The following is a 13,643-nucleotide window of genomic DNA, read 5'->3' on the forward strand; positions in this document are numbered from 1 at the left end:
AAGCCTACGGCGCACTGCAATCTTCGGTCAACCTGCGGCGCGCCTTCCCTTGCACTCGGTATCCTCTGCAGGAGGATAACGAAGGGGAACGATGGAGCGCCTCGGTCACCTCTGGAAGACATTCCGGGCACGGCCGGGCTATTGGGCCACGGTGTTGTTCCATCTCGCCGTGATTGCTGGACTCATTGCCGCGATACCGCTGAGCGTTGTCGCGCACCGCATGGCAGTTCGTGGAATCGAGACGGGAGAGGAGACGATACCAATTCCTCTTACTGACGTCAATCCGCTCGGAATCAATACGTTCCTCCAGGCCGAACCTGATCCTGCACGTGTTGCCCAGATGCTGGACATGATTGCCGCTGCAGGCTTCAGCTATATCCGACAGCCCTTCTTCTGGTACGAAATCGAGCCTGAGCCGGGAGTGTTTTGGGACGAGAAGTGGGGCGTTAGCACCTGGGAAAAGTACGATCGCGTTGTGCGGCTAGCCCGCGAGCGTGGGCTAGAGATCATTGCGCGACTCGATAAACCACCCCGTTGGGCCCGGGACGGTCAACCAAATCTCGAGGAATGCCCGGACGGACCACCAACCCGCTACGAAGACTACGCCCGCTTTGTCCGCGCGGTCGTTTCGCGGTATCGCGGGCAAATCCGCTACGTGCAGATCTGGAACGAGCCGAATCTCCGGAATGAATGGGGTTGTCAGCCAATCGATCCGGCCGCCTTCACCCGGCTCCTTGCCGTGGCGTATCGAGCTGCAAAAGACGCCGATCCGAATGTGCTTGTGCTCATGCCCGGGCTTGCGCCAACTGACCAGACTGGGCCAGACAATTTGAGCGACCTCCTCTTTCTCGAAGGGATGTACCAGGCCGGTGCAGCCCCGTACTTCGACATCGCGAGTGCCATGATCTACGGATACGGTTATCCCCCACATGACCGCCGCGTTGACTTCGCGCGCAACAACTTCTCCCGGATCATCCAGACACGCGAGATCATGGTCCGCTACGGTGACGCAGCAAAACCGCTCTGGGTCTCGGAATACAACTGGGTCGCCTTCCCACCAGAGTGGCAGGGCTATCCCTCTGTGTGGGGTCGTCCTGTTACCTTGGAGCAGCAAGCGCGCTACCTCTATGAGGGTTATCTCCGCGCACAACGTGAATGGCCGTGGCTCGGCGTCCTCTGCGTCTGGTACTTCCGTTGGTGGCTCCCGCCCGATGACCCAGAAAACTGGGCCGATCCGACACGCGGGTTCGCCATTGTCGAATGGGATTTCATTCCACGGCCAGCTTACCAACTGCTCGCCCGCGCCCGTCCTGTGCTGGATCGTGCCTGGACTGGCACCTACCCTGCGACCAGCCGGTATTGGAACGCCGACTCGGGCTGGGAGCTCCGCGAGACACCGTTCGGTGCGGCCTGGGAGCCAACACGCGAAGCCGCGCGGCTTACCTTTCCTTTCGGTGGCCCACGACTGGATCTTACCCTCCTGCCGGGTACACGTATCACCGTGCAGGTTGATGACCAGCCCCCACACCGTATCGTGGTCACAGGCCCTTCGCCACAACGTACCACCGTCGTGGAAGGACTCACTGACGCACCTCACACGCTCGTCGTGACAGCAGAAAGTGACAGCGGTGGGATCCTGGAGGCGAAGGTTATCCGACGCCCCTTTATCCTGGATGTACTCCCTTGGATCCTCGGTCTCTGTGTGAGCGTGCTGGGGTTGAACCTCGCCTCGCTTTTCTGGACTCTCCGGGCACCGTACCAGGCGAGATTCACGAGGACTCGGGTGCACGGCGGGACGTCAGGCATCGCGCAAGCGCATCCCGCCAGTCAGGCATGATGATTCCCAGGGCGGGCGCTGCCAGGCTTGTCAGCACACCGTTCCGCGGTGGACGTGCCGCACGGCGGAACTCACTTGCCGGAATCGGATCAACGGGAACAGCAAGATCAAGGAGTTCAAGCACGGCAACCGCCCAGTCATACCACGACGCTGCTCCCTGATTGACGAGGTGAAACATCCCGTACGCTGGCTGAGCCACCAGCTGCCAGAGAGCACGGGCAAGGTCATCAACAAACGTGGGATTCCCGTATTGATCGGCCACCATGCGGAGGCGCGGCTGCTCGCGAGCAAGCCGAAGGACGGTTGTGACAAAGTTCCGGCTGTGCGCGTCATAGAGCATCGCCGTGCGCACGATAGCGTGCCGCGGGCAGAGTGCGCGGACGACCTCTTCCCCAGCTAGCTTACTCGCCCCGTAGACACTGAGCGGGTTCGGCCGATCAAACTCGTGATATGGCTCATCACGCTCGCCGTCAAAGACATAGTTTGTTGAAATGTAGACGAGGGCAGCGCCTGCTTCAGCACACGCTGTCGCGACGTGCTGTGCGCCGAGGGCATTGACCCGCCACGCACGTTCCGGGTGGCGCTCGCAGCCATCGACGTCGGTCCAGGCCGCACAATGGACAATGAGCTCAGGCTCAATCCGAGCCACAATTGCACGGACCGTTGCCGGATCTGTGACATCACAGTCGCTCGAACCGAGCGCGACCACTTCCATCCCCGCCGGCGCGGTACGGAGGAGCGCCCTGCCGAGTTGTCCATGCCCACCAGTCACCAGCACGCGCATTGCTCGTCCCCAACCTCGCATGATCCAGCAGGCTACTATACCCTGCGTGGGAAGAGGCGCTTCCACTAAGGTGATGAAAGGAAGAGGGAAAGGAGAGGAACAGTGCGATTCGGAGCTCACATGTCGATCGCGGGTGGTGTCGATCGCGCGATCGATCGTGCCATTGAGATCGGGTGTGAGGCGGTCCAGCTTTTCACCAAGAGCAGCAATCAGTGGAAAGCCCGTCCATTAGCACCAGACGAGATTGAACGGTTCCGGGAGAAGGCAGCCCGTTATGGCCTTCCCCTCGTTGCCCACGACAGTTACTTAATCAACCTGGCAAGTCCGGACGATGCACTGTGGGAGAAGTCGATTGCGGCGTTTCGTGAGGAACTCGAGCGCTGCGAGGTACTGGGCATCCCTTATTTGGTCACCCATCCCGGATCATTTGGTGATGCAGGCTTGGAATTCGGGATCCAACGGGTTGCAGAGGCACTGAATCGTCTGCACATCGATCTTCCCGGTTACCGGGTTAAGACGCTCCTTGAGACGACAGCTGGACAAGGCAGCAGCCTTGGCTACCGATTTGAGCAGCTTGCAGCCATCGTCGAGCGTGTGCGTGAGCCAGAACGTGTGGGCTATTGCTTCGATACCTGCCATGTGTTCGCTGCGGGATACGAACTCCGAACCCCAGAAGGGTATGCGCAGACGATGGAGGAATTCGACCGTATCGTTGGGCTGGACCGGCTGTTCGTCTTCCACCTGAACGACTCGAAACGCGAACGAGGATCACGCATCGACCGCCACGAGCATATCGGGAAGGGGAAAATTGGTCTTGAGGGATTCCGTCTGCTGGTGAACGACCGGCGGTTTGCCAATCATCCAGGGTTGCTTGAAACCGAAAAGAGTCCCGACATGCACGAGGACGTGGAAAACTTGCGAGTACTCCGAAGTCTCCTCACATAAGGGCACGAAAGTTCTGGATCGGCACACGTAGACCTTCATTGAAGAAGCTGGGGTGGTATGATAAATCAGCGACGGGAACCGTGAGCGTGTTATTTTCTCAACACGGGGACGGTCGGGCCGTCCATACGTGAGCTCGTGAGAGCGGTGAAGATCGTGAGCGAAGGTACTGCGCAGATCCTGAGCAACCTGACGCGGGAAGCGGAGGAGGCGATCACCAGTTTGGAGCGCCATGTGGTAACCATCCGCGCCCGCGTTGACACGCTCGCTGGAGAACTGGAGCAACAGCGCATTCGTGTCCAGCTTCGGCTGGAGGAGCGACTTGTTGAAGCGGCCGGGCAACTCTCCGAAGAAGAAGTGGCGGAACTCCGCGCCTTGGAGGACCAGGTGGTGAGCGACCTCGTTCGGGCACAGGCGCTTAGCCGGCAGCTCGCAGGATTCTTGCAGCTGCTCGCAGTGAGTCGCCAACAGTTAAGCGGAGCCGGGACACTCCCGGACCTCGACGCGGCTAAAAATCTTCTTGTCCGACAAGCGATGGTTCGCGCACAAGAAGAAGAACGAAGGCGGCTGGCACGGGAAATCCACGATGGTCCAGCTCAAGTACTGGCCAACGCCATCTTGACGGTCCAGTACCTGGCACGGCTGGCCGAGCGTAGTGATCTCCGCGGCGAACTCTTGCAACAAGAGCTTGCACGGGTTGAGTCAGCACTCCGCGAGGGACTAAGCGAGACACGCCAGTTCATGTTTGCTTTGCAACCCACAACCCTCCAACAGCACGGGTTGCTTCGGACCATCGCACTGTACACTGAGACCGTACGACGCCACTGCCCAGCTGAGCTCAATGTCCAGTTACCCGAGTCGCTTCCCCCCTTAACCCCCGAGCAGGAACTCGCGGCCTTCCGGGTCATCCAGGAAGCGCTCCATAACGTTCAGCGCCATGCTCATGCTCGGCACTGTTGGCTAAGGATTTCCGTTCATCCGTCCGAAATAGTCATTGAGGTGATCGACGACGGACAGGGCTTCCGCCCTGGTGCCGTGGTCCCAACCTCGAGCGGTGGCTTCGGACTTCAGGGGATGCGCGAGCGCGCCGAACTCGTTGGAGGGCAGCTCGAGATCCAGAGCGAACCCGGTCACGGCACGACAATCCGGTTGCGACTTCCACTCGCGACGAGCGGACGTGCGAGCGACATGGAGAACGAGCGGGCTGAGGAAGCGAGAGTAACGCAGCAGAAGGAGCGGATCGCATGAGCCCAATCAATATCCTCATCGTGGACGACCATCCACTCTTCCGCAGCGGCATCCGCTGGAGCTTGGAGCAACATCCCCAATTTGTGATCGTGGGCGAGGCTTCTGACGGAAGCGAGGCGCTGCGGCTCGCCGACGAACTCTCACCGGACGTCATTCTCGTCGACCTCAGTTTGCCTGGCATGAACGGGCTCGAGGTCGCACGCGCACTCAAGCGGCGACAGCCACAAGCCGGGGTCATTATCCTCACGATGCACCAGGACGACGAGCAGCTCTTCAACGCTATCCGTGCGGGAGCATCCGCCTACTGCACGAAAGACATCGAGCCAGAACAGCTCATCGATATCATCGTCCGCGTCGCTCGTGGCGAATATCTCATCAACGAAATGGTGCTCTCTCGCCCGTTCGTCGCCTCCCGCGTCCTCGACCAGTTCCGCGAACTGTCTCGTCTGGATCGCACCGCGAGCGGCTTCTTCTCTCCCTTGACGCCACGCGAAATCGAGATCCTCGACTGCGTTGCTCGCGGATACAGTAACAAGGAGATTGCGCAGGTACTCAACATAAGCGACCAGACAGTCAAGAATCACATCACCTCGATCCTGCGCAAGCTTCAGGTGAATGACCGGACACAGGCTGTCATCTACGCACTACGACATGGCTGGATCAAGCTCGAAGACACCGAGGATGGCGTTCCAGGGGCGAATGTCAGCATCGGACGCGAGCGAGGACGCCGTTAGCGCCGGCCGAACTGTCGCTCCAGCTCTTCGGTACTCAAGTGCACCACGGTTGGTCGTCCGTGCCCACAGGCCAGCGGTGCACGGCACTGTTCCAGCTGGCGAATCAATTCGCGCATCTCCGGCAGCGAGAGCTCTTGTCCCGCACGAATTGCTGAGTGACAGGCCGTGCTGATGGCCACCTGCTCAAGTGATGTCGTCCCTCGTCCACCGGCCGCAAGTTCGTCGAGAACCGCCAAGAGAACCCGTTCGATACTCCGCTGCACAACCGCCGGTACTGCGCGAACAGCGACGCTGGCCCCACCAAACGGCTCGATCTCCCACCCGAGACAAGCTAACTCGCCTGCGTAGCGCTCGAACGCCTCAAGCTGTGACGGTGCCAGTTCCAGAATGAGCGGTTCGAGAAGTCGCTGCTGCTCCACACCGTGCGTCGCGAGCTCTTCAAACAGGCGCTCGAGCAAGATCCGCTCGTGGGCCGCATGCTGGTCAATCAAGTACATCCCATCCGGCCCCTCGGCAATGATGTATGCCTGCCTAATCTGCCCAAGCACGCGAAGAATGGGCAAGCGTTGGCCACTCTCTGTCTGAGAGTCCTCAATCGGTGACACCGGTAACGGTTCGGGATCTGGCCGTGTCATCACCGGCGCGGCACGAGTCGGGTCCGCAACGAGCAGCCGACGCTGCACCGCCGGCGGGGAGAGCGGACGAAAGGCCACCGACGGTGGCGACTGGTCAGGAAGATGCGCGAGGAGCGTCCGGCGAACCGCTTCATGCACCGCAGCCGCGACCGCTCGTTCGTCAGCAAAACGCACCTCTCGCTTGGTCGGATGCACATTGACGTCGACCCGCTCCGGTGGAAGCTGTACGGCGATGACACCAATTGGATATCGTCCCACCATCAGGAGCGTGTGGTATGCCTGCTCGGCCGCTGCGACCAGCGTGCGACTCTCGACCCAGCGCTGGTTGACAAGAATGAAGAAAGTCTGTCGGTTCGCTCGGGATACTGCGGGAAGTCCGATCGCTCCCGTGACCGTCACCTCATCGTGAGGCACCGGTTCAATCGGCACAATCTGCGCTGCCGTCTCAAGGCCGAAGACACCGGCGAGAGCATCGACCAGCTGACCGCTTCCCGGCGTTGCGAGAGCTATCCGGCCATCAACGATGAATTCAAACCGCACGTCCGGGCGCGCCAACGCTAGCGCCGCCAGTGCGCGCTGGATGTAGGCAACCTCGGTTGCATCCTGGCGCAGAAAGCGCCGCCGCGCTGGAATCGTCGCGAACAGGTCGCGAACGGTGACCACGGTTCCTGGGGCTGCGCCAACCGGTTCTACCCGAGCTGGCCGGCCGAACCGGACACGCAACCGCGCCCCAGAACTGGCTCCAGGGATGCACGACACAATCTCAAAGTCACTCACCGCGCTAATCGCGGCCAACGCCTCACCACGGAATCCGTAGCTCAGAACATGCGCCAGATCCTCGAACCGACGAAGCTTTGAAGTGGTGTGTCGCTCGACCGCCAGCAGTAGCTCATCCGCTGGTATGCCACACCCATCGTCCTGAACACGGATCAGCTCACGACCGCCAGCAACAACCTCAACACGGATCAGACGTGCACCGGCGTCGAGCGCATTCTCGACGAGCTCCTTGACGACCGAGGCAGGACGCTCTACGACCTCGCCAGCAGCGATACGGCGAACGGTCGCCTCGTCGAGTCGGACGATCGGCATCACTCACACCCCGCAGGCCAGTATACCGCGTGACTCATCAACCCTCGTCTGTTGAGCCGAGAACATTGCTGCTCCGCGCCCGAACTCAAAGGCCAACGGAAGCTCCCGCAGCAAACTCGCAGGTGAGTCTCGCCTTCCGATGACTGGATGGCTTGACTCGGCGAGGGAAAAGCCTCTATTCTACCGACACGAGAAAGACACTGTTCCCATTACTTAGAAAAACGGTTTCCCGCTCTGCTGCAGGGAGCGAACCTGTCGAGATGGACAGAGGGCACATGGCAAGGCTGAGCACTGTCACAGTCAGTATCGGCCATGTCGAAGTGGCGAAGATTCTCCTCCCAGCGCTCGAACTCCTCCTTGTGCGTGCCCATGAACTGATCGATGACGGTATCGAGGAACGACCGTACATGCGCTGGGTCCGAGACACCGGGTATGCTCTTGTCGCTTCGCTTCGGCAACAGCTCCACGACGTGCCGTGGGGCGAACGCCCGCTCCAAGTGACATTGGACGCCGACGGACTCGGGTTGCTTGCCGCTGCCCTCGGTGCACTCCGCTGACAAGCCAAGGACCGCGCCGATCATCCCCCGAACACCGCACTCGAAGAAACCCGTCAACGTCTGTGGCTGAACGTCCCGCTCGACAGGGAGATGGCATGGTGGTTGGGCTCAGAACTCGTCAGCAACGAACTGATCCCGTTGCTCAGGATCATCCACGTCGAAGCGAAACGTCCGGACGATGAACTCTCTGCGAAACGGCTGCTGCAAACCACGTCCGCAGCCTTGCAGACACAACACACAGATGCCGTACGCTTCGTCGCCTCGCTTGGTGAGCTCGTGTGGCTCACGCAATGGATAGCACGGTCGGCGGCAGCTCCTCGCCTCCAGACGGTCCTCGACCAGCTGATCGATCCGATCATCCGCGAGCGCCAGGCCGCACAGCAGCGAGAGATCGTACAACAAAGGAGTAGTCACCACTCGACGGCACGAGCGAATCCAACGAGCGAACAGGCAGGAGGTACAGGTGCTTCGGCCCGTTCCACCAAAAGGAACCAGCGAGAGAACGCAACCTCACCGCACGGCTTCACAGGCGGTGCTGAAGCACTCGGAGCCCCTGCCCCTGTTCTGCGACGGCTCCTCGCCGCATTCATCGACCTTGTCGTGTTTGGTGTGTTGTCCAGTGGTATTACCGCACTCGGGAATGTCCTCTTCGTCGGTGACGCAACAGGGCTCATCGTCCTGCCTGCGGACATGTACGATCGGTTGTATGGGTTCCTCTCCTCTGCCGTTCCGCTCGTTACAGGGTATTTCTATCGGATTTATCCAGTCGGGCGTTGGGGAAGCACGCTTGGAAAGCGTCCTTACTCGCTCAAGGTCGTAAACGCACGAGGCGCCGCTCCCGGTCAGGCGAAGGCTCTCGGAAGAGCGCTGATCGCCATGCTCCTCGGTTGGCTCCTGTTCCTTCCCTGGTGGCCAATTCCGTTCCGCCTCGATCGGCGCGGACTACACGACCTTGCGTCCGAGGTATGGGTGATCGTTGACCCACTTGTGTAACCGCCCGGGGCGGAGACGGGCAAGTTCCGCTACGGGGCAATCAAGTGGAGCTCCTGCCTGCGCTGGAACCTGCTCCCTTGTCCTCTCGATTCAGCCGGCTCGCGACCACAAGAACGCGAGAGTGGACCGAAGCTCTTGACAGCACGTATCGTGTCATTTAATCTCTGAATCAGCATCCGCGCGGAGCGAGAGCAACCGAATCCGCATGACACGGGGAGGATGGTATGCATCCATTGACACGCCGACGTTTCCTGGTGATCACGGCAGGGACGCTCGCTTCGTCATTGCTGGTCGCTTGTCGTGCCGGTCAAACCCAGCCAACACCAACGATGGCACCAGCCGCCGGGACACCTGAGCCAACGCCTACTCCGGTCGCCATGCCGACGGCCGTCATGGAGGTTACGCCAACACCGACGACAGAAGCTGTCCGGCGCGGCGGTATCCTCCGCATGAACCTACCCGGCGATCCGGCGAATCTTGACCTTCATCAAGCGACGACGAGCACCGATCTGTGGTGCGTTGCCCCCTGCTTGGAGACCTTGCTCGAGTTTGACCCGAACGACCAAACGAAGATCCTTCCTTGCCTTGCCCAGCGGTGGGAGGTCTCCTCGGACGGACTTACCTACACCTTCTCTCTCCGGCGAGGTGTTCAGTTCCACGATGGCTCCCCCTTCACCAGCAAGGACGTCCTCGTCACCTTCCAGCGCATCATGAACCCACCCGAAGGCGTCAATAGCCCCCGCGGCGTCTTCTTCAACACCGTCTCCGAAATCCAAACCCCCGACGACTTCACCGTCCGCTTCCTCCTCTCCCAACCCGACCCCGCCCTCCTCTACAACGTCGCCATCCCCTGGACCGGTATCTACCCCGCCCACCTCATCGAGTCCGGCGCCGACCTCCGCGATACCAAAAACATCATCGGCACCGGCCCCTTCAAGTTCAAAAGCTATACCCCAGGGGTCTCCTATGAACTCGAACGGAACCCGAACTACTGGGCGTCTGATCTCCCCTATCTTGACGGCATCGTTTTCTACCCGATGGCCGATCCGAACGTCGCTGCGCAAGCCCTGATCGCCGGACAGATCCACTTGAACCGGGGACTCGGCGTCCCTCCGCTCGATCTGTTCCAAGGGCACAGCGACATCCAGATCGTCGGCGTTNTCGAGAAGGACCTGCCCTATCTTGACGGTATCGTCGGCCACCCGATGACTGATTGGAACGCAGTCGCTCAAGCATTCCTCGCTGGCCAGCTGCACCTCTACCGTTCGCTCACGACACCACCTCTGGATCTTTTCCAAGGCAGGCCCGACATCCAGGTCGTCGGGGTGCCGACGACCCTCGTGTGGCGTCTCATCCTCAACGCGAGAAACTTCGAACCATTCAAGGACGAGCGAGTTCGCCAGGCAATCACCCTCGCCCTTGATCGTGAGGCAATGATTCAAGCGATGACCGAAGGGCGTAGCGTCCTCTCCGGCTGGATGCACCCCTACGGCGCCTGGGCACTACCCGAGGAACGGGTCCGGCAGGCGCGCGGGTTCGGGAAAGATAAGGAAGCAGATCGCCAGCAGGCCAAACAACTCCTCGCAGAAGCCGGCTTCCCGAACGGTTTGGAGTTCGAACTCCTCGCCTTCAACTTGGATGTGACAACCCCCAGCCTCATTGCCGACCAACTGGGGCAGGTGGGCATCAAAGCGAACGTGCAGCTGTTGCAACTCGGTGAGTATATCGGTCGGATCGTCGATCGCAACTTCCAGATGGCGCTCGGCTTCAATGCGCCGTGGGTCGACGAACCCAAGTCGACGTTCGCTGGATGGATCACAGATAATGACAATGTGAGCCTCACAGGACTCTGGTCTGATGAGCTGATCCAGCTCTACCGACAGATCGAGCTGGAACTCGATCTCGAGAAGCGCAAACAGATGACGCACGAGCTCGACTTTCGAACTCTGGACGAGATCTCCTTCGGCATGATCTATGTCTACCGGCCAGTCATCTGGCATGTGTTCCGCCCGGGTATCCTGGCCAACTGGACACCCCAGCCGAACTACAACTTGACGGAGAAACACGCAACGACCTGGTTGCGCTCGTGAGGTGACACGCGATTGGGGCAGCAGGAGCCGACGGCGATCTGGAGAGGCAGTTCGCGATGTTCGTGCAGTATCTCATCCGGCGAGCACTCGGTGGCTTTGCGGTCGTCCTCCTTGCAACGTTCTTCGTATTCATCTTCATCCGGATCGCCGGCGATCCTGCTGCCTTGATCGTGGGCGGGACCGGAGAGAACATCACGATCAACCCTCAGCGGGTCGAGCAAGTACGCCAGGAACTCGGGCTCGATAAGCCGCTGATCGTGCAATTCTTCACCTTCCTGTCCGGACTAGTCACCGGTGGACTCGGAAACTCGTATGTCACTGGGCGACCGATCGCGGACGAACTCAGCGTTCGGCTGCCCCTCACCATCGAGATCGCTTTCCTCTCCGAGTTCGTCGCGTGGATCATCGCTCTACCGCTCGGGCTCTTCAGTGCGCTCCGCCGGGGACGCTTTACAGAGGGGCTGACCCGCGTCTTCTTTTTCATCGCGTCAGCGATCCCCGCCTATTGGCTCGGCCTCCTCGTGCTCATCGCGGTCCTCCTCATCTTCGGATGGCGGCCACCGCTCGGGCTCGTGCCTCCGACGCAGAATCTCGCCGTACACCTTCAGCAGATCGCCCTGCCGGTCGTCGTGCTAGGCTTCGTGCTCGCTGCTGGACTGGTTCGCTTCATCCGCAACGCCGTTCTCGAAGTCCTTCAAGAACCCTTCATCCAGGTTGCACGAGCCAAAGGACTTGCCGAGTCCACGGTTGTCTTCCGGCACGTGCTGCGCAACGCCTTCGCACCCACCCTCGCCTTTTCTGGCCTACGCGTCGGTTTCCTCCTCGGCGGTGTGGTGATCGTGGAAACAACCTTCAACTTGCCCGGCCTCGGACTCTTCTTCGTCGATGCAGTCGCACGTCGCGACTTCCCGGTCATTCAGATTGCAGTCCTGATCCTTGGCACCTCATTCGTGATCATCAACCTGCTGACCGATATTGTCTGTTCGTTGCTCGATCCGCGGCTACGCGAGAGGGGCTGATGGTATGGCAGAAGCGGTCGCCACACCGCTCGTCCGACAACGCTCGAGGGTGGTCAGGCGTAGGATTCCGTGGATTGCCATCATCATTTCGACCACCCTCATCCTGATGGCACTCGGTGGGATTCTGGGACCGAGCATCAATCCACGGTCACCGACCGCGACCAACGCAGCGATTCGGTTGAGTCCCCCGTCAGCACAGTATCCGTTCGGCACCGATGAACTCGGACGAGATCTCTTCACGCGAGCCTTGTACGGCCTTCGGACAACCTTGCTTATTGCCCTTCCGGGAGGACTCATCGGAACCGTCATCGGTAGCCTCCTCGGTCTCATCGGTGGCTATCGCCGTGGAATGGTCGACTTCCTTCTCCAACGCGGTGTCGAGATCATCACCGCCATTCCCTCCCTCGTCGTGGCGAGCGTCGTGGTTGCCGTCCTCGGCCCCGGCCGAATCCAGTTGATCGGAGCCGTCGCGCTGTCACTTACGCCGGTTGGTGTCCGGGTGATGCGGGCCGCTGCCCTGCGCGTATCGGAATCGCTCTTCTGCGAGGCAGCGCGCGCACTCGGCGCGAGTCACTGGCGCATCATGCTCCGGCATGTTTTGCCCAACTGTCTCGGGCCGGTTGCCGTCCTGGCATCACTCAATCTTGGGGCAGCAATCTTCGTGGAGACAGGCCTCAGCTTCCTCGGCCTCGGGGTCCAACCACCCAACCCCTCCCTCGGCAATATGTTGACGGGAGCCGCCTCGCTCTACTTCTCCCGCGCACCATGGCTGGTCATCTTCCCAGGACTTATCGTCACGCTGATGATACTCTGCTTCAACATCTTAGGAGACATGCTCGCCGACTACTTCGATCCACGCCTCCGCAGCCAGACCAACGCGTAACCACGCTGCCCAAACGGCCCCCCGCGCCCGGGTTCCGCTGTTGTGGAACCCGGGTTTCCTCGTTCTGCCGTCTCAAAGAATGCATGCGAGAGTCGTGGTCACCTATCGGAGACTGGCACTCGGAGACCACCAGAGGCATCGCCAAGCGGTGCACACTCATCACCGGGCCCACCCACCTCGCATCATATTGAGGCTTCCTTACTCGCACCACGTCACACCGTGGTAACCGCGAGGCAGAGGCGTGGCAGGAAGGGCACTTCCTGATCGTTTCCCCCCCACGGCTTACCGACCTAGGAACCTCTTCTCAGCATAGAGTTCTCCGCGTCATCACGCGAGACGCTCAACTGAGACAATGCACCCAACATCTGCGTCAGTGGTACAACGGCGACCGAACAGGAGTACCGTTGTCTCGCGCTCGAAGGCCTATCGCGGACCCTTCAGACAGCGCTGGCGAGCGGACTCGTCCCCGGTGGCGGTGCAAGCTTCGCCGTCGCCGCACGCCGGCTCGCCGAACAGGAACTCTCCCTCCCCCTCGAGGAACGTGCGGCACTTCATGCGGTTCGGACAGCATTGCTGGAACCACTGCGAACACTGGCGCACAATGCCGGAGTCGATCCCGCAGTGATTGCCCACCGGAGTCTGGAAGTTGCGCCCAACCTGGTCTACGATGTTCTTGCTGAGCAGTGGATCGACCCATGGTCAGCGCCACTCCTTGATCCGCTCGGCGTCCTCGAAGCAGCGGTCGAGACTTCGCTCAGTCTTGGGCGCACCTTCCTCACTACCGACGTGCTCGTGCACCGCACCTGGCCAGCTTCCAGTGCCGAGCCATGAA

General features: G+C 60.6%; 12 protein-coding genes. 10 read left to right on the top strand and 2 right to left on the bottom strand.

Annotated features, from left to right (window positions below):
* The first annotated feature begins 91 nt into the window (after positions 1–91).
* Entirely contained in the window at positions 92–1,837 is a 1,746-nt protein-coding gene (locus NET03_RS02985; protein ID WP_252127398.1) for a cellulase family glycosylhydrolase, read from the top strand.
* Here NET03_RS02985 and rfbD read toward each other — a convergent pair.
* The gene (gene rfbD, locus NET03_RS02990; RefSeq protein WP_252127399.1) at positions 1,770–2,621 is read right to left on the bottom strand and encodes a dTDP-4-dehydrorhamnose reductase; all 852 of its coding nucleotides are present in this window, start codon (positions 2,619–2,621) and stop codon (positions 1,770–1,772) included. The genes NET03_RS02985 and rfbD overlap by 68 nt on opposite strands.
* A 120-nt stretch (positions 2,622–2,741) precedes the next feature.
* Here rfbD and NET03_RS02995 point away from each other — a divergent pair, with 120 nt between their 5' ends.
* The 3 genes from NET03_RS02995 (at position 2,742) to NET03_RS03005 (ending at position 5,545) form a co-directional block, all read left to right on the top strand.
* A complete protein-coding gene (locus NET03_RS02995; RefSeq protein WP_286207122.1) occupies positions 2,742–3,566 on the top strand; it encodes a deoxyribonuclease IV in 825 nt (274 codons plus the stop codon).
* Between the two features lie 153 nt (positions 3,567–3,719).
* Positions 3,720–4,811: a sensor histidine kinase gene (locus tag NET03_RS03000; RefSeq protein WP_252127401.1), complete on the top strand. Its 1,092-nt coding sequence runs from the start codon at positions 3,720–3,722 to the stop codon at positions 4,809–4,811.
* Positions 4,808–5,545 (top strand): response regulator, encoded by a 738-nt coding sequence (locus tag NET03_RS03005; RefSeq protein ID WP_252127402.1) that lies wholly within the window; start codon positions 4,808–4,810, stop codon positions 5,543–5,545. The genes NET03_RS03000 and NET03_RS03005 overlap by 4 nt, the downstream gene beginning before the upstream one ends.
* Here NET03_RS03005 and mutL read toward each other — a convergent pair.
* Entirely contained in the window at positions 5,542–7,269 is a 1,728-nt protein-coding gene (mutL, locus tag NET03_RS03010) for a DNA mismatch repair endonuclease MutL (RefSeq protein WP_252127403.1), read from the bottom strand. The genes NET03_RS03005 and mutL overlap by 4 nt on opposite strands.
* A gap of 275 nt (positions 7,270–7,544) precedes the next feature.
* Between mutL and NET03_RS03015 the strand changes: the two genes are divergently transcribed.
* From NET03_RS03015 to NET03_RS03040, 6 genes are all read left to right on the top strand, one after another.
* A complete protein-coding gene (locus tag NET03_RS03015; RefSeq protein WP_252127404.1) occupies positions 7,545–7,826 on the top strand; it encodes a hypothetical protein in 282 nt (93 codons plus the stop codon).
* Between the two features lie 90 nt (positions 7,827–7,916).
* Positions 7,917–8,819: an RDD family protein gene (locus tag NET03_RS03020; protein ID WP_252127405.1), complete on the top strand. Its 903-nt coding sequence runs from the start codon at positions 7,917–7,919 to the stop codon at positions 8,817–8,819.
* A 449-nt stretch (positions 8,820–9,268) separates the two neighbouring features.
* Positions 9,269–10,909, top strand: a complete 1,641-nt coding sequence (locus tag NET03_RS03025) for an ABC transporter substrate-binding protein (protein ID WP_503007982.1) — start codon at positions 9,269–9,271, stop codon at positions 10,907–10,909.
* Positions 10,910–10,965: 56 nt separating this feature from the next.
* Entirely contained in the window at positions 10,966–11,928 is a 963-nt protein-coding gene (locus tag NET03_RS03030) for an ABC transporter permease (RefSeq protein ID WP_252127407.1), read from the top strand.
* A gap of 4 nt (positions 11,929–11,932) precedes the next feature.
* Positions 11,933–12,811 carry an ABC transporter permease gene (locus NET03_RS03035; RefSeq protein WP_252127408.1) on the top strand — a complete coding sequence of 293 codons (879 nt, stop codon included), beginning with the start codon at positions 11,933–11,935 and terminating at the stop codon, positions 12,809–12,811.
* A gap of 363 nt (positions 12,812–13,174) precedes the next feature.
* On the top strand, positions 13,175–13,642 hold the full coding sequence (locus NET03_RS03040) for a TCP-1/cpn60 chaperonin family protein (RefSeq protein ID WP_252127485.1): 468 nt from the start codon (positions 13,175–13,177) through the stop codon (positions 13,640–13,642).
* Position 13,643: the final 1 nt, after the last annotated feature.

The organism is Thermomicrobium sp. CFH 73360 (genome assembly GCF_023806465.1).
Classification (GTDB): Bacteria; Chloroflexota; Chloroflexia; order Thermomicrobiales; family Thermomicrobiaceae; genus Thermomicrobium.